Origin of the sequence: Embleya sp. NPDC050493, assembly GCF_044458105.1 — a bacterium.
GTDB lineage: Bacteria > Actinomycetota > Actinomycetes > Streptomycetales > Streptomycetaceae > Embleya.
Window position 1 is genome coordinate 406716 of the sequence record NZ_JBITHP010000003.1, and the last position, 20815, is coordinate 427530.

17 protein-coding genes are annotated in these 20815 nt (G+C 73.0%); 9 read left to right on the forward strand and 8 right to left on the reverse strand.

From position 1 onward, the window contains the following. Positions 1-36: 36 nt before the first annotated feature. Positions 37-1968 carry a LamG-like jellyroll fold domain-containing protein gene (locus tag ACIBM5_RS08590; protein ID WP_396006077.1) on the reverse strand — a complete coding sequence of 644 codons (1932 nt, stop codon included), beginning with the start codon at positions 1966-1968 and terminating at the stop codon, positions 37-39. A 32-nt stretch (positions 1969-2000) separates the two neighbouring features. Between ACIBM5_RS08590 and ACIBM5_RS08595 the strand changes: the two genes are divergently transcribed. Further along, complete coding sequence (locus ACIBM5_RS08595) at positions 2001-2249, forward strand: hypothetical protein (protein ID WP_396006078.1); 249 nt, start codon at positions 2001-2003, stop codon at positions 2247-2249. Then, on the forward strand, positions 2249-2845 hold the full coding sequence (locus ACIBM5_RS08600; protein WP_396006079.1) for a GNAT family N-acetyltransferase: 597 nt from the start codon (positions 2249-2251) through the stop codon (positions 2843-2845). The genes ACIBM5_RS08595 and ACIBM5_RS08600 overlap by 1 nt, the downstream gene beginning before the upstream one ends. Before the next feature lie 305 nt (positions 2846-3150). Here the strand turns inward: ACIBM5_RS08600 and ACIBM5_RS08605 are convergent, their stop codons facing one another. After that, entirely contained in the window at positions 3151-4581 is a 1431-nt protein-coding gene (locus ACIBM5_RS08605; protein WP_396006080.1) for a PLP-dependent aminotransferase family protein, read from the reverse strand. Positions 4582-4609: 28 nt separating this feature from the next. Here ACIBM5_RS08605 and ACIBM5_RS08610 point away from each other — a divergent pair, with 28 nt between their 5' ends. Then, positions 4610-5488, forward strand: coding sequence for a DMT family transporter (locus ACIBM5_RS08610; protein ID WP_396006081.1), 879 nt, complete (start codon positions 4610-4612; stop codon positions 5486-5488). Positions 5489-5828: 340 nt separating this feature from the next. On the opposite strand, the gene ACIBM5_RS08615 is transcribed toward ACIBM5_RS08610, so the two are convergent. Together ACIBM5_RS08615 and ACIBM5_RS08620 are read right to left on the reverse strand one after the other, a co-directional pair. After that, positions 5829-6206 (reverse strand): MerR family transcriptional regulator, encoded by a 378-nt coding sequence (locus ACIBM5_RS08615; RefSeq protein WP_396006082.1) that lies wholly within the window; start codon positions 6204-6206, stop codon positions 5829-5831. A 308-nt stretch (positions 6207-6514) separates the two neighbouring features. Continuing rightward, on the reverse strand, positions 6515-7282 hold the full coding sequence (locus ACIBM5_RS08620; RefSeq protein ID WP_396006083.1) for an SDR family NAD(P)-dependent oxidoreductase: 768 nt from the start codon (positions 7280-7282) through the stop codon (positions 6515-6517). Positions 7283-8137: 855 nt separating this feature from the next. Here ACIBM5_RS08620 and ACIBM5_RS08625 point away from each other — a divergent pair. Then, a complete protein-coding gene (locus ACIBM5_RS08625; RefSeq protein WP_396006084.1) occupies positions 8138-9190 on the forward strand; it encodes a 2-dehydropantoate 2-reductase in 1053 nt (350 codons plus the stop codon). A 143-nt stretch (positions 9191-9333) separates the two neighbouring features. Here ACIBM5_RS08625 and ACIBM5_RS08630 read toward each other — a convergent pair whose 3' ends face one another. Next, positions 9334-10314, reverse strand: coding sequence for a LysR family transcriptional regulator (locus ACIBM5_RS08630; RefSeq protein WP_396006085.1), 981 nt, complete (start codon positions 10312-10314; stop codon positions 9334-9336). A gap of 251 nt (positions 10315-10565) precedes the next feature. Here ACIBM5_RS08630 and ACIBM5_RS08635 point away from each other — a divergent pair, with 251 nt between their 5' ends. After that, positions 10566-11261, forward strand: a complete 696-nt coding sequence (locus ACIBM5_RS08635; protein ID WP_396006086.1) for a type 1 glutamine amidotransferase domain-containing protein — start codon at positions 10566-10568, stop codon at positions 11259-11261. Between the two features lie 287 nt (positions 11262-11548). On the opposite strand, the gene ACIBM5_RS08640 is transcribed toward ACIBM5_RS08635, so the two are convergent. Further along, positions 11549-12955, reverse strand: coding sequence for an MFS transporter (locus tag ACIBM5_RS08640; protein WP_396006087.1), 1407 nt, complete (start codon positions 12953-12955; stop codon positions 11549-11551). A gap of 59 nt (positions 12956-13014) precedes the next feature. Between ACIBM5_RS08640 and ACIBM5_RS08645 the strand changes: the two genes are divergently transcribed. Further along, positions 13015-14199, forward strand: coding sequence for an ROK family protein (locus tag ACIBM5_RS08645; RefSeq protein ID WP_396006088.1), 1185 nt, complete (start codon positions 13015-13017; stop codon positions 14197-14199). Positions 14200-14250: 51 nt separating this feature from the next. Here ACIBM5_RS08645 and ACIBM5_RS08650 read toward each other — a convergent pair whose 3' ends face one another. Then, positions 14251-15096 carry a serine/threonine protein kinase gene (locus ACIBM5_RS08650; protein ID WP_391584072.1) on the reverse strand — a complete coding sequence of 282 codons (846 nt, stop codon included), beginning with the start codon at positions 15094-15096 and terminating at the stop codon, positions 14251-14253. 1151 nt (positions 15097-16247) lie between these two features. Here ACIBM5_RS08650 and trpS point away from each other — a divergent pair. Next, a complete protein-coding gene (trpS, locus tag ACIBM5_RS08655; protein ID WP_396006374.1) occupies positions 16248-17378 on the forward strand; it encodes a tryptophan--tRNA ligase in 1131 nt (376 codons plus the stop codon). Between the two features lie 43 nt (positions 17379-17421). Further along, on the forward strand, positions 17422-17838 hold the full coding sequence (tsaA, locus tag ACIBM5_RS08660) for a tRNA (N6-threonylcarbamoyladenosine(37)-N6)-methyltransferase TrmO (protein WP_396006089.1): 417 nt from the start codon (positions 17422-17424) through the stop codon (positions 17836-17838). A 108-nt stretch (positions 17839-17946) separates the two neighbouring features. Here tsaA and ACIBM5_RS08665 read toward each other — a convergent pair whose 3' ends face one another. Beyond that, positions 17947-19572, reverse strand: coding sequence for an MFS transporter (locus ACIBM5_RS08665; RefSeq protein ID WP_396006090.1), 1626 nt, complete (start codon positions 19570-19572; stop codon positions 17947-17949). Positions 19573-19766: 194 nt separating this feature from the next. Here ACIBM5_RS08665 and ACIBM5_RS08670 point away from each other — a divergent pair, with 194 nt between their 5' ends. Next, complete coding sequence (locus ACIBM5_RS08670) at positions 19767-20507, forward strand: TetR/AcrR family transcriptional regulator (RefSeq protein ID WP_396006091.1); 741 nt, start codon at positions 19767-19769, stop codon at positions 20505-20507. The last annotated feature ends 308 nt before the right edge of the window (positions 20508-20815 follow it).

The window sequence follows — 20815 nt, forward strand, 5'->3', positions numbered from 1 at the left end:
GCCGCGATCCCGGCGCGCCGTCCGGCGAAGCTGCCCTCAGCGGCCGATCATGAACGCGTCGGGTCGCAGCGCCCGATCGACGATCCGCACGTCGCCGACCCAGGCGTTGAGCGTCTGGTCCAGCTTGCCGTCGTACGCGTAGCCGCCCAGCATCCAGGGCAGGTTGAGCGTGGTCAGGCCGATCGAGCGGGCCGACGGATTGCGCACCACCGGGCAGCCGTCGACGTACATCGTGGTCTGCCGGGAGTCGTTCACGACGGCGACGTGCCACCACGTGTCCGGACCGAGTTCGTGGCTCCAGTTGGTTGCCGAGCCGTCACTGTTCAACGGATAGACGCACCACTGGAGTTCGCGACCGCCGGACAGGCTGAGCGTGACGAGCGGCTCCTGCGGATCGCCTTGCGGCTTGCGCGCCTCGCCGCTCATGCCCCAGCGGCTGAGCAGCGCCGACCAGCCGTCCCGGCCTCCGTCCCAGTCGGCCGGCAGCTTGAAGAACGCCTCGATCGTGTAGCCGGACCGGAATGTCGCGGTGTTCAGCGGGGCGTCGTTGGCGGTTTGCAGATGTCCGCCACGCAGCGGCGAGTTGCCGCCCGCGAGCCGGATGCTGCCGTGGCCCGGCTGATCGGGGTGGAACTGGTGGGACCAGCTGACCGAACCGGCCGCGGCGCCCGGAGCCGGCACGAGGGTGAGGTCGTTGCCGCGCCCGGACAGGTCGGGGAAGCGCTGCGCCCCGGGGATCGGCGCGCCGTCCTGGTGCGAGCCGTCGAAGCGCCAGTAGGCGACCGTCCCGGGTATCACCATGCGCTGGGCGGGGCGGGCCGCACGCTGCGGTATCGGGGCGAAACGGGCGAAGCGCCGGTCGAAGTCGATCGGCACCGAGAAGTAGTCCTCCGGGCCGGTCAACTCCATCTCGCGGCGCTCCAGTTCGTTGAGCCCCCGGTTGCTGCGGCCGAGGATCCACGGGGAGAGCGTCTCGACGTCGATCGTGTTGCGGTCGAGATCGAAGTGGTAGAGCCGGATCATCGCGGCGCCGCCGAAGTAACGATTCTGGTAGTTGGTGATGTGCAGGTGCACGTCACCGCCCGCATCGTTCTTCTGCGTCGTGCGCCCGGCCGGCCAATAGTGGCCGTTGAGTGTGAGGAAGATCTGGTCGTTGCCCTTGATCAGATCGTTCCACAACTGCCGGCCGTGCTCGGAGAACTCCGCCTCCTGACCCGGTCGGTCGGCCGAGACGAGTTCGTGGCTGGTCAGGATCACCGGCGCGTGCGGATGATCCGCCATCACCTTCCTGGCCCAGGCGATGCCGGCCGGCGAGGGCCGCCAGTCCAGCGCGAGCACCAGCCATTCGCGACCGGCGGCGCGGAACAGGTGGTACGTGTTGTAGCCGTCGGCGGTCGCCCCGCCGAAGGAACGCTTGCCGCGGAAGCGTTGCGGTCCGAACGTGTCCAGGTACGGGGAACGCCCGCGCCGGTCGTCGGTGTTGGAATCGATGTCGTGGTTGCCGGCCAGCACGCTGTAGCCGACACCCTTGCGGTCGAGCATCTCGAACGCCCGGCCGATCCCGTCGAATTCGGCCTTGCGGCCGTTCTGCGTGAGGTCGCCCAGGTGCGACATGAAGACGATGTTGTCGTCCCGCGCGTGCTCCAGGATGTACCGGAAGGACGCCTCGATCGGGGCGCTGGTGATGCTCGGCTCGTCGAACATGTACTGCGTGTCCGGCATCACGACCAGCGTGAACCGACGGCTGTCGCCGTCCGGACGCCAGGCCGGCAGGTGTTGCGCGTCCACCGTGGAGTCGGCCGCCGCGGCGCCGGCGGCATCGTCGGCGGCGGCCGGGGAGGCACCCACCACACTCGCCGCGGTGACGCCGGCGCCCGCCAGCGCGGCGGAGCGCAGGAACGCCCGTCGCGCGGGTCCGGACAGGGGAGTGACGGGCGGCTGATCGCAGTCGTCGTGCTGCTGACACATGATGGTTCTCCGGCGCCGAGCTGGTTGGGGGCATGCGCACGGTATTGGGTGGAAAACCCACGCGGATTGTCCGTACTGCCAACAACCGCCGTCGACCGGGTGAATTCGCAGATCGGCCGACTTTCGGCGGATCGGCAGGCGAGCCCACCACCGTGCCGATCGCCGCTGCCGGCGGCATGCCGATCGTCGTGTGGGAAAGCCGTGCAGCCGATCCGGCGAACCTCCCGGGTCCTCGGGAAATGCGCTGGACGACCGGTCGGTCGTCGCCGATGATCCGATGATGACCGAACCCCTCGACGATTTCTCGCCCCCGCCGTCCGACCCACTCATCGCCCGCCCCGGGGTCGTTCCCGAACAGCGGGTCCGCTGGGTCTACCTGATCGGTCGGCCGCTGACCGCCCTGCTGGCCGGCGATCTGGCCCAGGCGCGCTACCAAACGGGCCTGGAGTTGCCCGAGTTCTTCGTCTCCGATCAGGCGCGCGGGCTGTGGCGGCGGCGCTTCGAGCAGGTGACCGCCGAACCCGAGAGTGCTCCCTGGCTGGCCCGGGCCGCGGTGTCGGAGCCGGACGGCGCGGTGGTGGGGTACGCCGGCTTCCACGGACCGCCGGACGAGGTGGGCATGGTGGAGATCGGCTACACCGTGGTGCCCGAGGCGCGCCGTCGCGGTCATGCCCGGGCGATGCTGAAGTCGCTGCTGGAACGGGCCGCCCACGAGCCCGACGTGAGGACCGTCCGGGTGACCATCGCGCCGGACAACGCGGCGTCGCTGGCCACCATCCGGGGTTTCCACTTCGTCGAGGTCGGCGAGCAGATGGACGAGGAGGACGGCCTGGAGATCATCTTCGAGGTGCCGGCCGACCGGATCCTCGAGGCGTGACGCCCTTCGCGGCGACGGTGCCCGCGGCCTCGCCGACCGCCCGGCGAAAGCGCGGCCCGGCGAGCGATCGTGTGTCGGCCACGCTCGCCGGGCCCGCTCGCCGGCCCTGCGGTGCGCCCACCCGCGTCACCCCGGCGCCCGCCGTCGCGGCGAACACCGCGGTGCGCAGGCCGTGCGCGGTCGCCGCCCGCAGCACCTCGCCGGTCCGGCCGTCCGTGCCGGACTCGGCGATCGCCACCAGCCCCCGAGTGCCGCGCGCCGCCGACCCGCCGGCCGGTGGACGCCACTCCGGCCCGGAACCGGGGTCAGCCCTGCCCGGTGAACGCCCGGTGCAACCGCTCGACGCCCTCGACCAATTGCTCCGGGCCCTCGGGGTAGGAGTACGCGACGCGCAGGTACGGAGCCGGCGGCTCGGCGGTGAAGTACGCCGGTCCCGGCGTCACCGCGACACCGGCGCGCAGCGCGGCCGAGGTCAACGCCGGAACGTCCTGCCCGTCGGGCAGCCGCAACCAGAAGTGGTAGCCGCCGTACGGCAGTCGGTCCGGCAACAGCTCCGGCAGCCGCCGCTCCAGCGCGCCGGCCAGCACCCGGCGCCGATCGCGCAGCGCCGCGCTCAGCATGCGCAGGTGTTGCGGCCAGGCCGGCGCGCCGACCAGTTGCAGGGCGGCCTCTTGGAGGGGGCGCGGAACGAAGAAGCTGTCCACCGTCTGGACGGCGCGCAGCCGTTCGAAGGCCGGGCCGTGCGCGGTCAGGGCGGCGACGCGCAGGCTGGGTGAGGTGGGCTTGGTCAGCGAACGGATGTGCACCACCACGCCGTTGGGGTCGTCGGCGGCCAGCGGTGCGGGCAGCGGCGGCGCGTCCGCGTGCACGAGCCTACGGGCGAAGTCGTCCTCCACGACGAACGCGCCCGCCTCGTGCGCGACTTGCAGCACCTCGGCACGCCGAGCCACGGAGAGCACCGTGCCGGTCGGATTCTGGAACACCGGCTGGCAGACGAACGCCCGGGCCCGGGTGGCCGCGAACGCGTCGGCGAGCAGATCGGTACGTACGCCGTCGCCATCCATCGGCACCGGTACCGGACGCAGCCCGGCGGCCTGCGCGACGGCCAGTACGCCGGGGTAGGTCGGCGATTCGACCAGCACCGGCGAGCCCGGTGCGACCAGCGAACGCAGCGCCGTGGTCAGTGCGTTCTGGCCGCCGGCGGTGATCAGCACGTCCGACGTGGCGACCGTGCCGCCGATGTCGCGGGCGAACCACGCGCGCAACTCCGGCAGACCCTCCAGCGGCGGGCGCTCCCACGCGCCCGGACGGCGGCCGGCGCGGGAGAGCGCGGCGGCGAGCGCGCGTTCGGGTTGGAGGGAGGCGTGCAGATAGCCGCTGTTGAGGTCGACCACTTCGGGCGGGGCCACCACGAGCGAGGACAACACGCCGGATGCGTCCGGGCTGCGCTGCGGCGGCAGGCCCGGTTCCGCGCTGAGCGCGACTTCCTGCCACGAGGTGTCGCCGGTCGGCGCGATCGGGCGGCTCGGCGCGGCGCGGTAGACGCCGGCCCCGGGCCGGGAGATCACGAGCCCCTCGGCGGCGAGTGTGGCGATCGCGCGGGAGACCGTCACCGGACTGACCCGATGCTCGTCCACCAGGGAGCGACTGGACGGCAGCTTCTCACCGGGTGAGTAGCGGTTCAGCTCCCGGCGCAGGATGGCGACAAGATCGGCAGGACCGCTACTCTGATTCATGACAGTACAAGATAGCGCTATTCGATCGATGCCGATAGCGATCGGCGGCACCACCCTCGCCGCACTCGCGATCGTGACGTTCTCGCTCAGCTTCCCGGCGACCGTGTGGGCCCTGGACGGATTCGGCCCCTGGACGGTCACCGGGCTGCGCGGGCTGCTCGCGGCGCTGTTCGCCGGGGCGGGCCTGCTGGCGGTGCGGGCCCCGCTGCCCGCGCGGGCGGACCGGCTCGGGTTGGCCGTGATCGCCGTGGGCTGCGTGCTCGGCTGGCCGCTGCTCACCACGCTCGCGCTGCGGAGCTCGTCGACGGCGCATTCGGCGGTGGTGGTCGGTCTGCTGCCCCTGGCCACCACGGTCTGCGCGGTGCTGCGCGTCGGTGAACGGCCGAGCCGGTCCTTCTGGGCGGCGTCGGTCGCGGGTGCGGCGGCGGTGTTCGCGTTCGCCGTGCAACAGAGCAGCGGCGGGGTCGGCCTCGCGGACGTGTACCTGTTCGGCGCACTGGTGTTGTGTGCGGCCGGCTACGCCGAAGGCGGCCGATTGGCCCGGCACATGCCCGGATGGCAGGTGATCGCCTGGGGCGTGGTGCTCGCGGCGCCGGCCACCGCGCTGATCTCGGTACTGGGACTGGCGAATGAGCCGGTTCACCTCGATGCCCGAGGCATGGGTGGGCTGTTCTACCTGGCGGCGGTCTCCCAGTTCCTCGGCTTCGTCGCCTGGTATCGGGGGATGGCGGTGATCGGCGTGTCGGCGGCCGGCCAACTGCAACTGGGCCAGCCGCTGTTGACGCTGGTGTGGGCGGTGCTGATCCTGGGCGAGACGTTGTCGCCCGCGATGCCGATCGCCGCATTCGCCGTGCTCGGCTGCATCGTGCTGACCCAGCGCGCCAGGTCGACCCCCGCCCGGGCCTGACCCGGGGTCGGCACGAACACGGGTCCACGAGGGGCGGGTTCGGCGGGGGTGCGGACCGGACGACGACCCGACGACCCGACGGCCGACGCGGTCGCGGTCGCGGTGGAGATCGTCCGGCGGTACCGGGACGGTGCGTCCGGGGCCTGCCGCTTCGTGGGACCGGGGAGGTATGCCCCGCCCCGGCCGCCGCGCGCCGGTGACCCCGGACGCACGCACCGCTCGGCGACCGCCCGGTCGTGGACGGCCCGACGGCACGACGGCGCTCGTCCGGCGCCGACACCGCCGCCCGGGTGCGCGTGGGTCGAGTGACGCGGGCCTTGACCGTCCCGGGCGGACCGGGTCAGGCCACCGGGCGGATGCGGTCCACGCTGGCCCGCCGCAGCGCCGCCGCCAGGTTGTTCCGGGCCTCGGTCTGGGCGGCGATCCGGGCGTCCAGAACGGCCAATCGGTCCACGGCGATCCGGACGGCGGAGGCAGAGGGCGGTTGCGCGGCGACGTCGACGCCCGCGTCCAGGCACGGGAGGAAGGCACGCACGTCGTCCAGGGTGAGCCCGACGCCGAGCAGGTCGCGGATCGAGCGGACGCGGGCCACGGCGTCCTCGTCGTAGACCCGGTAGCCGTTCGCCGACCGGGCCGATTCGATCAACCCCGCCTGTTCGTAGTGGCGCAGCGCACGCGGCGTCGTACCGGTCGCCTTCGCGAGTTCACCGATCCGCATCCGGACACCTCCGATCCGCACCACTCCTATCACGAGCATCCCGCCCGACCGGTGCCCACCAGGGCCTGTCTTCGATCCCACGCCGAGTACCGTGACGCCCGGCCATCCGCCGTTCGGGCTTTTGGCTGGGCGCGTCTCGCCGGCTCGGTGAAACGCCCGAGGGCGATCGTCGCGCGGGTGTTTCCCCGGCACGCCGATGCGCGGCACCGGAGGCGGCGGAGCCCGAGGCGGGATCCAGGACGGGTGCCGGCGCCCCGGGGTCGAAGCCGCGGGCTCCCCGTATGCGGCCCGTGCGATGCCGACACGATCTACGCCACGACCGCGCCGCCGTCGACCGGGAGGACCACGCCGGTGACGAAGGAGGCAGCGGGCGCGGTGAGTGTGGTGATCGCCCAGGCGACCTCCTCGGGAGCGCCGATCCGGCCCATCGGCGTGTGCGCGAGTTGCCAGGCGCGGATGGCGGCGCGTTGCTCGGGAGTCCAGCCCTGGTGGTCGGCGATCGGTGTGGTGATCGCGCCGGGGGCGATCGCGACGACCCGGACCCCGCGCGGGGCGAGTTCGACGGCCCAACTGCGGGTGAGCAGTTCCAGGGCGGTCTTGGTCGCCGCATACAGCGAGTTGCCCGGCCAGGCGCGCTGCCCGACGGAGGTGGTGATGTTGACGACCACCCCGCCGGCGGCCTCCAGGAGCGGCAGTGCGGTCTGGGTGAGCAGGACCGGGGCGATCAGATTGGTGGCGAGCAGCGGGTCGATCGCCTCGCGGGTGTAGGTGCCCAGGTTGCCGGAGCCGACGATGCCCGCGTTGTTGACCAGGACGTCGAGCCGGCCGTGGGCGTCGGTGACGGTGCGGACGATGTGTTCGGCCGCGCCGTCGGCGGTGATGTCGGCGGTCAGCGCGGTGATCCGGTCGTGGCCCGCGGCGGTCTCGGCGAGCGGTTCGGCGCGGCGCCCGACGGCGATCACATGCGCGCCCTCGGCGGCGAAGGCGCGTGCGGCGGCCCGGCCGATACCGGTACCCGCGCCGGTGATCACGACGACGCGGGGCGAGCGGGCGGTGAGGCTGTCATCGAGGTTCATGCGGCGATCGTGCAACCCTGCCGCCAACGACAGGGTCAAGCGAACGCGGGCGACTCCGGGCGGGCGACTCCGGGTGTGCGACCCCGGGTGTGCAACTCCCGGCGGGCGGCGAACGGGGCGCCGCGGACGGATGCGGGGTACAGGTCGGCGGTTGCGGATCCGACGCGGATGACGTCGCAGGCACGCACTTTCGGCTCGGCGCCGAGATCGAGGTCGAGGTCGAGGTCGAGATCGAGGTCGGAGGTCGAAGCTGGAGGCCCGGGACCGGGCCGGAGGCTCGTGGCCGGAAGCCGGAAGCCGGGACCCGACACCGGAAGCGCGAGGTTCGAGGCCCGAAGCCGGCGAGGCGTGAAGCCCGCAGCCCAAGGCCCGAGCCCAGACCGAAACCCAAGGCATGAGCCCAGACCCAAGCTCAAGGCCCGTGCCCAGACCCAAGCCCAAGGCCCGAGCCCAGACCCAAGCCCGGAGCCCGGAGCCCAAGGCCCCAGCCCAAGACCGAAGCCCGGAGCCCGGAGCCCGGAGCCCAAGGGCCCGAGCCCAAGACCGAAAGCCCGGAGCCCGAAGCCCAAGGGCCCGAGCCCAAGGCCGAAAGCCCGAAGCCCGGAGCCCGGAGCCCAAGGCCGCAAGCCCGCAGCCGGAGCCCGGAGCCCGAGCCCCCTAACGCCGTCTGCCGGCCCGGCCCCGGTCGGAAATCGGGCTCCGATGACCGGACCCCGGGAGCCGCGCTCGGCCGGAATTCGGTGCCTCCGACGCGCAGGCCCCGGCCGTCGGATGCCTCGAACGCGCATGCGGCCCCGGAGACGTACGCTTGCGGATTGATTCCCTGGCTCTTCCATCCATAGGCGGAGGCCGTACATGTCCCAACCCGCTCCACGTTCGCGGTCCCGACCCCGGATCGCGATCTTCGGTGCCGGCAGCGTCGGCTGCCAGCTCGGTGGTCGGCTCGCCGCGTTCGCCGACATCACCCTGATCGGCCGCCCGGCCGTCCTGGACGCGCTCGCGGACGGCCTGACCGTCACCGGCGCGGGCCGTCCCGCGACGGTGGTCGGACCGGAGCAGCTGACCCTGGCCGAGACGCCGGACGCGGTGGCCGGCGCCGACTTCGTGCTGGTCACCGTCAAGTCCGCGGCCACCGCCGAGGCCGGCCGGCAGCTGGCCGGTCGGCTCAGCCCGGCCGCGATCGTGGTCAGCCTGCAGAACGGCGTGCGCAACCCGGCCGTGCTGCGGTCCGCGCTGCCCGGGCACACGGTGCTGGCCGGCATGGTCCCGTACAACGTGGTGCGGACCGAGCCCGCGGTGTTCCATCAGGGCACCTCGGGTGCGTTGATGGTCGACGCGAATCCGCGGGCGATCCCGCTCGTGGACGTGCTGGCCGAGGCCGGCATCCCGGTGCAGGTCCGCGAGGACATGCCCGAGGTGCAGCACGCGAAGCTGCTGATGAACCTGAACAACGCGATCAACGCGCTGTCCGGCCTGCCGCTGCGCGATCAACTCGGGCAGCGCGACTACCGGGCGTGCCTGGCGCTGTGCCAGGGCGAGGCGCTCACCGCGTTCCGGGCCGAGGGCATCCGGCCGGCCAAGCTGGGCCCCGGCTCCGCCGCGCGCAACCGGCAACTGCTGGGGTTGCCCGATCCGCTGTTCCGTCGGTTGGCGGGTTCCGCGCTCCGGATCGACGCGAAGGCACGCTCCTCGATGTGGGAGGACCTGCAACGGGGTCGGCGGACCGAGGTCGACAGTGTGCAGGGCGAGATACTCGCGATCGCCGAACGCAACGGGCTGACCGCGCCGGCCAACGCGCGCCTGATCGAGCTGATCCGCGAGGCGGAGACCGCACCGGCCGGGCAGTCCCGGCAGTGGAGCGGGCCGGATCTGCTGGCCGAACTCACCGCGGCGGTCGCGACCGCCTGACCGGGCCCGACACACCCCGCTGCCGGATGGGCGTCCCCGGCCCGAGCCACGAGACCCGGCCGTCCGGTGAACCCGGCCGTCCGGTGAACCCGGCCGTCCGGTGAACCCCGCAGGCGCGGCGGCGGACGGCGGGCCGCCGCCGTTCACCAGGTGCGGGCCGCCCGGACCAGGTGGTCGTGGACCAGCGTCAGATGCGGGTGGTCCGCCGTACCCGCGCGGCGGACCAGGAAGCCGGTGTTGATCGGCGGGTCCTCGGGGGTGAGCAGCGGTACGAGTGCGCCGGAGGCGAGTTCGGCCGCGCACAGGTAGCGCGGCAGCACCGTCAGCCCCGCGCCGGCGACCACCGCGGTCAGCACCCCGCGCAGGTCCGGGACGGTGATGGCGGCCCGTTCGGTGAGCCGGGTGCCGAACACGTGACGCCAGTAGCGGCGGGCGATCGGCAGGTCCTCCGCGTAGCTGACCAGCGGTACGCCGCGCAGCGCCGCCGGGCCCTCGGCGGCGACCCGGTCCGGGCCGATCCGCTCGGCCCACCGCGGCGCGGCGACCAGCACGAATTCCTCGTCCATCAGCGGCACGGCGACCAGTGCGCGCCCGCGCGGTCGCCCGGTGGACAGGACCAGGTCGTAGCGGCCCGCGCGCAGGCTCGGGAGCAGGTCGTCGGTGAGCCCGGTGGTGATCCGCAGCAGCACGCCGCGCTCGATCAGCGGGGCGAGTACCGGCAACACCCGCACGCACAGGACCTCGGCGGGACCGGCCAGGTGCACCGGCTCCGCCGGGGTGTCCGCGCCGAACCGGTCCCGCTCGGCCACCTCCGCCAGCGCGTCCAGCGGTTCCGCGACCCGGATCGCCAGGTCGTCGGCGATCGGTGTGGCCGCCACGCCTCGGGGCAATCGTTCGAAGAGCGCCCGGCCCAGCCGGTGCTCCAGCGCGCGGATCTGGGTGGTGACGGTGGGCTGGGACAGACCCAGCACGCGCGCGGCGCCGGTGAACGAACCGGCCCGGTGCACCGCCAGGAAAGTGCGGAGCAGGGTCAGATCCAACGGACCGCGGGCGACAGGCTCGGGTATGGACGCCGCCGCCGTCTCCGTCGTGTTCGGCAACCCATTGGAATCCTCATGGCTCATGATGGAAAGCCTATTTGGATGGTGATGGATGAGCATCTACGTTCGAGTCCGACGGCGCGACGATCGGTGGTGACGATCGGTGGTGCCGGCCGGTTTCGACAGCCGGCCGCGACGACCGATCGACCGCTCGACCGTCGGCCGTGCCGATGTGCCCGTGGGGATCCGACGATCCGACGTGGCGATCCGACGTAGTGATCCTGTGATGGCCGCCGAGCACACTCCGCTCCGGCGCCGAAATGGAGAGATGACCCATGGCGAAGATCCTGTTCGTGCTCAGCGGATCCGACTACTGGACGCTGGCCGACGGCACCCGGCACCCGACCGGCTTCTGGGCCGAGGAGGCCGCCGCCCCGTTCGAGGCGTTCACTGTGGCAGGCCACGAGGTCGTGGTCGCCACACCCGGCGGCGTGGTGCCGACGGTCGACCAGGCGAGCCTGGCGCCCGAGGTGAACGGCGGCGCGGACGGAGTGGCCACGGTGGCCTCCGCGCTGGAGCAGTTCACCGCGCTGCGTGCGCCGATCGACCTGGCCGATGTCGACCTCGCCGACTACGCCGCGGTCTTCTACCCCGGTGGTCACGCGCCGATGGAGGACCTCGCGGTGAACGCGACCTCCGGCGCGTTGCTCACCGCGGCGCTCGACTCGGGCAAGCCGCTGGGCGTGGTCTGCCACGGGCCGGCCGCGCTGCTCGCCGCCGAGCGCCCCGACGGCACCTCGCCGTTCGCGGGCTACCGGCTGACCGCGTTCACCAACACCGAGGAGACCCAGGCGGGACTGGCGGACAAGGCCACATGGCTGCTCCAGGACCGCCTGGTCGGCCTCGGTGTCGACTTCCGGGAAGGTGCCCCGTGGGCGCCCAATGTGGTCGTCGACCGCAACCTGTACACCGGCCAGAACCCCGCCTCGTCCGCCCCGCTGGCGGCGGAACTGGTCAAGGCCCTGAGCTGACGGCAGGCCGGCGACCGACGACCCGACCCGCGAGCGACTGCCGGCTGTCGGTCGCCGACCGGTCGAATCGGCGGCCGTCGGGTATCGGCGGTCGCCGGCCGGTCGCCGATCACCGGTTGATCAGGCGACCGGCCCGCGGCCGCGTCGCCCGGGCGGGTCGGTGCCGGTGATCCCGGACCCGGCCTCGCCCGACCCGGGCTTTCGGCGTCCTCCGCGCCGCCTTCTCGGCGGTCCGGCCACCCGCGTCGTACCCGGCATCGCCTTCGGTCGGATCCCGCGCCCGGGCGTCATCGGTCCTCCGCCGGCAGTGGCGACACCGAGGTCACCGCACCCGAAGGCGAGATGGCGGCCGGGGCGGTCCGTACCTGCGTGTTGCCGCCGGTGTCGACCTCGGGGTCCGCGCCGCGCGGCTCGGCCGAGGGGTTGAGCAGTCGAGCCGTCGGGATCAGGATCGCGGCGAGCACGGCGACCACGGCGAACGAGGCGCCCAGCGACGCGCGGTCGGCGATGCCGCCCACGATGGCGGGCGCGATCAGGCCGGACGTGTAGGTGACCGTGGCCACGCCGGCGATGGACTGGCTCGGGTCCTGGCCGGTGCGCCCGGCCGCGGCGAAGGTGAGCGGCAGGACGGCGGACACGCCCACGCCGAGCAGCGCGAAGCCGAGCGCGGCGGGCAGCGGCGAGTGCGCGGTGGCGACCATGGTCGCGCCGATCGTGGCCAGGACGGCGCCCGCCTGAACCGTACGGGTCACCCCGAACCGGTCCACGACCCGGCCCGAGGCCAGTCGGGCGATGGTCATCGTGCAGGCGAAGCCGGTGAAGGCCAGCGCCGCCACGCCGGGGGAGGCGCCCGCGACCTCCTTGAGGTGTACCGCGCTCCAGTTCGCCCCGGCGCCCTCGGCGAACACCGCGCAGAAGCCGACCGCGCCGATCGCGAGCACCGCCCGGGACGGCAGCGCGAACCGCGGCGGGGCCTTGGCGCCGGCCGCGGGACGCGCGTCGAGCAGGTCGCGGCCCGCGATCCAGCCCACCGCGGCGAGCAGTACGGCCAGCCCGGCCAGGTGCACGCGGGCATCGAGTCCGGCGAACGCGGCGGCCGCGCCCAGACCCGCGCCGACCAGCGCGCCGGCGCTCCACATCCCGTGCAGCAGCGGCAACGTCGAGCGGCCGACCCGTTGTTCGACCACGAGCCCCTGGGTGTTCATCGCCACGTCGGACATGCCCGCGCCCACCCCGTACACCAGCAGGGCCGTGCACAACCACGGCAGCCCGGGGGAGGACAGCGGCAGCAGCGGCACCGCGCACCACAGCACGATCAGGCAGCGCAGCGCGGTCCGACCGCCGTGCCGGTGGACCAGCGACCCGGCGAGCGGCATCGCCAGCGAGGCACCGACGGCGGGGGCGGCCAGGGCGAAGCCCAGCCGGCCCGGGCTCAGGTCGAGGTGTTCCTGAAGCCACGGCAGCCGGGAGGCGAAGCCGCCGCCGACCGCACCGTGCACCGCGAAGATCAGGCTCGCGGCGATCCGGGCGCGGCCCGCCTCGGCGACCTCGGCCGCGAGTGGTGGTGGCGCCGTCGCGGCGGGCGGGGCGGCGGAGGGCGTCGGAGGCGGGGCGTCCGCCGGGCGTGGCGCCGGGCGGGCAGGCGGCGTGGTGGGCATGCCGATGGCGTCTCGGCAGCTGGAAGTCTGCGTCATGGTGCGATAAATTATCAGGAAGGGTTCCTGAAAGAAAGACTCTGCGAGGATCGCCACCCATGACAGCCGCCCGCACCGCGACACCGAGCACGTGCCGCACCATCAACGACCGCCTGGCCCTCGATCTGCTGATCGAGCACGGCCCGTTGACCGCGTCCCAGCTCAAGACCCTCACCGGACTGTCCCGGCCGACCGTCGCGGATCTGGTCGAACGCCTCGGCGGCGCGGGCCTGATCCACCTGGCCGGCGAGGCGGGCGAACGACAGCGCGGCCCGAACGCGCGGCTGTACGGGATCGTTGCCGAACGCGCCTACATCGCCGGGCTGGACGTGCGGGCGGGAGGCGTCGAGGTGGCCGTCGCCGACCTGGCCGGCCGTACCGCCGCGACCGGCGCGCTGACCGTGGCCCCGGATCGCGACCCGGCCCTGGCCCTGGCCGACGTACTCGGCCTGCTGGACGACACCGCGGCCCGGGCGGGCGCCGACACACTGCACACCTTCGGCGTCGGTGCGCCCGGCCTGATCGATCCGGTCTCCGGCAACCTGCACGAGGCCGGTTTCCTGCCCGGCTGGCACACCCTCCTGGTCGCCGCGCTCCGCGAGCGCGGCCGGGTCGTCCTGGAGAACGAGTCCAACCTCGCCGCCATCGCGGAACACCGCCTCGGCGCAGCCCGGGGGCTGGACACGTTCGTCCTGGTCTGGCTCGGCCAGGGCGTCGGCGCGGGCGTGATGCTGGACGGTCGACTGCGGCGCGGCGCCTCGGGCGGCAGCGGCGAACTGGGCTTTCTCCCGGTCCCGGGTACCGCCCACCTGCCCTCGCGCGTCGACTGTTCGGGCGGCTTCCACACGCTGGTCTCGGGGTCGGCGATCGAGGAACCGGCCGCCCGGCACGGCTTCACCGGGAGTGCCGAGGAATGTGTGCGGGCGGCGGCCGAGCAGGCCGATGCGGGGCGGGACGCGGGGCCCGCGGCGGCGCTGCTGGACGAAATCGCCGACCGGATCGTGCTGGGGGTCGCCGCGCCGGCGGTCATCCTCGACCCCGGCCGCGTGGTGCTCGGCGGAGAGACCGGACGGGCCGGCGGTGCGGCGCTGGCCGATCGGGTCGGGGCCCGACTCGCCGACGTGTCGCCGCTGAGCACGCGGGTGGTCGCGGGTGCGGTACCGGGCAACGCGATCCTGGAGGGCGCCGTGCTGACCGCCCTCGACGATGCCCGCGACGACCTGTTCGGTGGGCCGCGGCGCTGAGCACGGCCGGGCGGGATGCGCCGAGGGCGGGAGGCCGGGGTGCGCCGGGGGTCAGACCCGGTGGGTGCCGGAGAGCAGGCCCGCGGGCGCGACCGCGCTCCACGCGTCGAAGAGTTCGGTGACGTTCGAGTAGCGCTCGGCCGGGTCGCGCCGGGTCGCCCGCTCGACCACGGCGAGTTGGGCCAGCGTGCCGCGCCAGGCCCGCTCCTCGTCGCCCGCGTCCAGCAGCAGGCGCAGGGTTCGGCCGAGCAGGAACACGGTGCCCGCGCGGGTGACCAGCGCGCCGCGCCGGCTGTGCTCGGGCGGCATGTAGCGGGTGGACCCGGACAGCCGGGCGGTGTCCAGCACGAACGGTGCGCTGCGGTACTCGTCCAGGTCGATCAGGTGCACCCGGCGGGCGGCGAAGTCGTACAGCACGCAGCCGTCGTACCAGTCCACCCCGACGTAGCCGGCCGCGTCGATCAGGCGGTGCGCGTCCAGGATCGCGTCCAGCGCCGCGTGTACGTCGTCCAGCGGCAGGGCGCGGAAGCGGGCGAGCGGCGAGGCCGCGCCGGTGCGCAGTTGCTTGCCGGCGCGCTTGACCGTCGAGTGGTACAGCACCTCGCCCGCGCGCCACGGCCCCACCGTCACCGGGATGCCGTTGGCGGTGAACGAGTGCAGCACCGGCACGATCGCCGGGTGTCGGACGTGCGCGTGCAGGTCGATCGCGCGGCGCAGGCACAGCGCGGACGCGGCGTTGGGGCCGGTCTTGACGAACCAGTTCCCCTCGGCATGCACACCGTAGGAGACCGCACCCGAATCCTGGTCGCCGAAGGTCGTGTGCACGGTTCCGATCGAGCGCAGGAAATCGGCGGGATCCTGCGCGGTGTCGATGGCGTCGAGCAGTGGGTGCGGCACGGCGGTGGGCCTTTCCTGGCGGGTGTTCCGGACCCGCCGCCCGGGGGTCGGCAGCGTGGACGGATCGAGCCTGTGGGCATCGGGTCCTTACAGCGACGGTAGCGCCCTTGGGAAGGGCGTTGGGGCGTTTTCGGCGGAAGCCCCGCAGATGAGGGGCCTGGCGGGGGTGCTCGGGAGCGGAAGGGGAACAGGATTTCGGGGGATCGTGTCGGGAAACGCGGCAATTGTGCGGAGCGCTCGGAGGCCGGTACGAGGGCGTCCCGCCGCCTTCTCACGGCCTCGGCGTGCGGGCGGTGCCCGGCCTGCTCTCGCCGCTCGGCGAAGGCCGGCGCGTGGGGGCTCGACCGGAGCCGACCCGACCGCACCCGATCCGAATCGATCCGGCCCGACGAGGCGGAGCGCGGTGGACCCGCCACGTCCGCCTCGCCCGCCGCGCTGCGGAGCGTACCTCCCCAAAGGCTCTCCGCAGGCTGTTCATTTCGGTCCGGGGATGTGCGCGCGATCGCCGGCCCGGAGCCGGTGATCGGGCGCGGCAACAGGGGAGTTGCCTGATCGTCGGCGCCGTCCGGGCGAACCCGCATTCGGCCGGCGTGGATCCCGGCACGGGCATCGCGCGTACCCGGGCCTCGACCCGACGAGGCGGGCGCGGGCGGGCAGCCGCGACGTCGGCGGCCGGAATGCTGCCACCGTAGACCGACACGACCCTCGTGCGACAGGCGATTACCGGACAGATGCGCCGAGTTCGTCCCGGCGGCGCAGCGGAACAGGCTCCCGGGACGGCCGAAACCGCCACCGGCAGATCGGCGACCGCGGCGCGCTCGTCGTGCGGACGCGCCGCCCGGTCGACCTGCGGGGAGCCGCCCGGCCCACCCCCGACGACACCTCGACCCGCCGATGCGTCACCACTTGCCCACCCTTCGGCCACGAGCGGGCGGTGGGCGGTATGGTGGGGGTATGCAGTGTGCAGTGGGTATGAGTTGGTGGCGCTCCACTTAGGAGCGACCACCATGCATGCATGACCCGGGTCGTTCGGACGGACGGCCCCTTTTTTGTGCCCTGATCGAGGGGCGGTGCCGTCGGGACGGCGACCGACCCATCGACGGGGAGAAACCATGAACGGCACATCGAGCAGCACGGCCGACGCGGCCGCCATGACGACGACACCGGCCGGCTCGGCGGATGCGACCGCCCCGAACGAGCCGATCGCTGCGACGGATGCGACGGATGCACTCGGAACGAGCGCCGCGCGGGCCCGGAGTGCGGTGCTCGAAGAGCGGATTCGCCGCGAACCCGGGCGATTTCGGGTACTCACGGGCGACCGTCCGACCGGGCGCCTGCATCTGGGCCACTACTTCGGCACCCTGCACAACCGGGTGCGTCTGCAGAACCTCGGTGTCGAGCAATACCTGATCATCGCCGACTACCAGGTGCTCACCGATCGCGATATCGCGGACCACCTGGTCGAGTACGTCGAGGGCCTGCTGCTCGACTATCTGGCCGTCGGGATCGACCCGGACCGGACCACGATCTTCACGCACAGCGCGATCCCGGCGCTCAATCAGCTCCTGCTGCCCTTCCTGAGCCTGGTCTCGGTCGCCGAACTGGGCCGCAATCCGACGGTCAAGGACGAGATCGCGCACTCGCGACAGGCCGCCGTCAGCGGATTGATGTTCACCTATCCCGCGCACCAGGCGGCCGACATCCTGTTCTGCAAGGGCAATCTGGTCCCGGTCGGCCAGGACCAGTTGCCGCATCTGGAACTCACCCGCACCATCGCCCGCCGATTCAACGACCGCTACCCGGCGGGAGGACACCCCGTCTTCCCCGAGCCGGACGCGCTGTTGTCGGCCGCGCCGCTGCTGCTGGGCACCGACGGCACCAAGATGAGCAAGAGCCGCGGCAACTCGATCGCGCTCGCGGCCACGGCGGACGAGACGGCCAAGCTGATCCGGGGCGCCAAGACCGATGCCGACCGGCACATCACCTACGACCCCCGGACCCGTCCGGAGGTCTCCGGGCTGGTCCTGCTGGCCGCGCTGTGCCAGGACCGGGACCCGCACCGGGTCGCGGAGGAGATCGGTACGGCGGGCGCCGCCGCGCTCAAGCGCACCGTCACCGAGGCGGTCAACGAGTTCCTCGCCCCGATCCGGGCGCGTCGAGCCGAGTACGCGCGCGACCTCGGCCAGGTCCGGCGCATCCTGCACGCGGGCAACGAGCGGGCGAACGCGGTGGCCGACGCGACATTGCGCGAGGTGCGGAGCGCGATGATGAGCCTCTACTGAAACGACCGCCCCGCCGGCGGGGCGCGAAGAGGAGGTGGTCCCGGTGACCCGGGACGGGTACTCGGTGCGACCCATCGGCAGGGTCGAATCCGGGCTGGTGGACCGGAGTTCGGCGCCCCGGCAGGCCGACGAGGGGGCGCCCGACGCGTGGCTCGTGTTCGAGGAGGAGGTGCGCGCGGGGCTCGGCGATCTGCGCGCGGGCGACGAGGTCGTCCTGCTGACCTGGCTGGACCGGGCCGCCCGCGACGTGCTGAGCGTGCATCCGCGCGGCGACCGGGAGCGGCCGGCCACCGGCGTGTTCAGCACCCGCTCGCCGGACCGGCCCAACCCGATCGGACTGCACCGGGTCGTGATCACCACGGTGGACGGCCTCAGGCTGCACGTCCGCAACCTCGAAGCGATCGACGGCACACCGATCCTGGACGTCAAACCCGTCCTGGGCCCGGAGTCCGAACGCTAGAACCGCGCTGCCGAAGCCGGGAACGGGCGCCCCGAGCAAGCCCGTTCCCGGCCGACCGGCCGATACCCCGATCGCTCCGCCACCTCGCCCGCCACCTCGCCCGCCCGCTCAGGCAGCGACCTTCGCCAACGCGCCCGCTTCGTCGCCCGCCGCCGCGGGTCGATCGCGCATCAGATACGCCACCAGCACCGCCGATCCGAGCAACATCGCCGAGCCGGTCCACAGCGCCAGATGCAGGCCGTCCATGAACGCCGTCGTCGCGGACTCGCGGACCACCGTCGGCGTGTCGCCCAGGTGTCCGATCCCGCCGCCACCGCCCGACGTACTGGCGTCGACGATCCGACGCGCGTCGTTCGCCGGGACCCGTGCGTCGGCCAGCAACTCGGTCAACCGGCTCGACAGGCGCCCGGTGAGCACCGCGCCCAGTGCGGCGATGCCGACCACGCCGCCCAGTTCGCGGGCGGTGTTGGTGACCGCCGAGGCCATGCCGGCCCGGGCCGGCTCGACCCGCGACATCACCGCGACCGAGATCGGCGTGAAGCACAACCCCATGCCCGCGCCGAGGAAGGGCAACACCCAGAAGAACTCCGGGTAGGACGCGTCCTCGCCGTAGAAGGAGAGTCCGCCCAGCGCGACCCCGCACAGGGTCAGTCCGGTCACGAGCGGTACGCGCGGCCCGATCCGACCCGCGAAGTGCCCGGAGATCGGGGCCGCGATCATGATCGCCAGCGTCGACGGCAACGACGCGAACCCCGCCCGGGTCGGCGAGTACCCGAGCACGTCCTGCATGTACAGGCCGAGAAAGAACAGCGCGCCGAACATGCCGAAGCTCACCGCGAAGCCGCCCCACACGGCGGCGCCGATCACCCGGTCGCGCAGGAAGCCGATGTCGAGCATCGGTTGGGCGACCCGGAGTTCGACACACACGAAGGCGATCAGCGCGACCGCGGCCAGTGCGCCGGCACCGAGCACGCGGGCCGAGGTCCAGCCCTGGGCCGGGCCCTCGATCAGCGCGAACACCAGCGCACCGATCGCCGGTACGCCCAGGAGCAGTCCCGGAACGTCGAAGCGGCCGCGGCGTTCCGCGAATTCGGGGAGCACCCAGGCGCCGATCAGGATCCCGCCGATGCCCACCGGCACGTTGATCCAGAACACGCTCGCCCATCCGAACGTGTCCACCAGCGGGCCGCCGATCGCCGGGCCGAGCGCGAGCCCGCCGCCGGAGACCCCGGACCAGATGCCGATGGCGCGGGCCCGCTCCCGGTCGTCGGTGAACACGTGTCGAATGATCGACATGCTGCCGGGCATCAACAGCGCGCCGCCCACGCCCTGGACCGCGCGTCCGGCGATCAGCGCGGTGAGCGAGCCGGCCAGCGCGCAGGCGATGGATCCCGCCGTGAACACGCCGAGGCCGATCAGGAACACGCGGCGCCGGCCGTACCGGTCGCCCAGGGTGCCGCCGGTCAGCAGCAGCGCGGCGAAGACCAGGCTGTAGCCCTCCATCACCCATTGCAGACCACTGACCCCCGCGTCGAGGTCGCGGTCGATGCTGGGCAACGCGTTGGACACCACGACGTTGTCGAGCATGGCCACGAACAGCGCGACGCACAGCGTGGCCAGGATCAGCCCCTTGCGCGGCGCGCCGGCCTGCCCGGATGCGGCCGGGGTCGGGCCGCCCGGCGGGATCGGTGGGCCCTCCGGTCCCGGTATCGGACCGGGGGAATCGTGCGCCATGATCACTCCCTAACAGTGTTAGTGACTGTCTAACGGTGTTAGATTGCACTTCGTCGGGCATCGGCGCAAGGGGATTGCTCCGGCTCCGCGGGCAGACGATGCGATTGCGGAAGAGGATTGGCCTGATTCCGAAGGAGAATCGACCCGACGGGGTCGGCGGCAACGCCCGCCGGGGTCGACGACAAGGAGTGGGGATGACGGGCAAGGGCCGGGCACCGGCGGACGGTGTGCAACGGCGGCCGGCGGTGACCCTCGACGCGTTGGTCCGGGCGGGTTTGGTGGTGCTGGAGCGCGACGGTCTGGATGCACTGTCGATGCGGTCGGTCGCGGCCGAACTCGGTGTGCGGGCACCGTCGCTGTACTGGCACGTGCGGGACAAGGAGGAACTGCTCGACCTGCTCGCCGACGGGCTGCTCGGCATCGGCGTGCCCGCGTTGCCGCCGATTCGTGGCGACTGGCGCGTCGAACTGCGCGAACTGGCCTGGGCGCTCCGCGCGTTCCTGAACCGCAGGCGGGACTCGGTGCGGGTGCTGATGGGCCGCTTCCCGGCCGGCCCCGGGATGGCCGCGGTGATGGAGCATCAGCTCGCCATGCTGGACCGGGCCGGGTTCGGTCGGCAGGACGCGGCGTACATCACCTACGGCCTCAGCACGCTGGTGACCGGGTTCGTGTACAGCGAGCAACGACCGATCTCGGCGGCGGTGGCCGCCGGGGTGCCCGTGCGCGAGGCGGTGACCGCGATCGGCGACACGATCGCGGCCTTCCCGGCGGACACCTATCCACACCTGGTGGCGACGGCGCGCGAACTCACCGGGCCGCACATCGACGACCGATTCGAGTTCGTGCTCGAACGCTTCCTGGACGGCCTGGCCGTGCTGCCCCGGAATCCGAAGCCCGACGGGGGAGGGACGACAACCGCGGCCGAGGAAGGTTGACCGACGGGTCGGTCGGCGGTGCAACGAGCCCGGAAGGCGGGTGCGCACACCGTCGTTCGGCGGCCGATGCGCCCTCCCGATTCGGCGAGTTCACCATCTATTAACCCGCACTGTGCCCAACTGGGCGTTATTCGGTGGACGGTTGGACCGTCCGTCCAGGACAATCCGCCGTCGGACTGTCGGCAAACGATGAGTTTCGGGGCGCCGCGCAGTCTGAACTCCTGTATGCAACACAGCAATTTTCGGCACCGACCGGTTGGCTCCGGGAGGGGTCGCGGACAGTCTCGATCGCCCGGTCACGGAGCCGG

Bases quoted from the DNA above. Each gene is read 5' to 3' on its own strand.
- ACIBM5_RS08670 (WP_396006091.1), top strand. From the start codon at position 19,767: ATGACGGGCAAGGGCCGGGCACCGGCGGACGGTGTGCAACGGCGGCCG.
- ACIBM5_RS08625 (WP_396006084.1), top strand. From the start codon at position 8,138: ATGTCCCAACCCGCTCCACGTTCGCGGTCCCGACCCCGGATCGCGATC.
- ACIBM5_RS08590 (WP_396006077.1), bottom strand. From the start codon at position 1,968: ATGTGTCAGCAGCACGACGACTGCGATCAGCCGCCCGTCACTCCCCTG.
- ACIBM5_RS08600 (WP_396006079.1), top strand. From the start codon at position 2,249: ATGACCGAACCCCTCGACGATTTCTCGCCCCCGCCGTCCGACCCACTC.
- ACIBM5_RS08645 (WP_396006088.1), top strand. From the start codon at position 13,015: ATGACAGCCGCCCGCACCGCGACACCGAGCACGTGCCGCACCATCAAC.
- ACIBM5_RS08610 (WP_396006081.1), top strand. From the start codon at position 4,610: ATGCCGATAGCGATCGGCGGCACCACCCTCGCCGCACTCGCGATCGTG.
- ACIBM5_RS08605 (WP_396006080.1), bottom strand. From the start codon at position 4,581: ATGAATCAGAGTAGCGGTCCTGCCGATCTTGTCGCCATCCTGCGCCGG.
- ACIBM5_RS08615 (WP_396006082.1), bottom strand. From the start codon at position 6,206: ATGCGGATCGGTGAACTCGCGAAGGCGACCGGTACGACGCCGCGTGCG.
- trpS (WP_396006374.1), top strand. From the start codon at position 16,248: ATGACGACGACACCGGCCGGCTCGGCGGATGCGACCGCCCCGAACGAG.
- ACIBM5_RS08640 (WP_396006087.1), bottom strand. From the start codon at position 12,955: ATGACGCAGACTTCCAGCTGCCGAGACGCCATCGGCATGCCCACCACG.
- ACIBM5_RS08665 (WP_396006090.1), bottom strand. From the start codon at position 19,572: ATGGCGCACGATTCCCCCGGTCCGATACCGGGACCGGAGGGCCCACCG.
- ACIBM5_RS08635 (WP_396006086.1), top strand. From the start codon at position 10,566: ATGGCGAAGATCCTGTTCGTGCTCAGCGGATCCGACTACTGGACGCTG.
- ACIBM5_RS08620 (WP_396006083.1), bottom strand. From the start codon at position 7,282: ATGAACCTCGATGACAGCCTCACCGCCCGCTCGCCCCGCGTCGTCGTG.
- ACIBM5_RS08595 (WP_396006078.1), top strand. From the start codon at position 2,001: ATGCGCACGGTATTGGGTGGAAAACCCACGCGGATTGTCCGTACTGCC.
- ACIBM5_RS08630 (WP_396006085.1), bottom strand. From the start codon at position 10,314: ATGAGCCATGAGGATTCCAATGGGTTGCCGAACACGACGGAGACGGCG.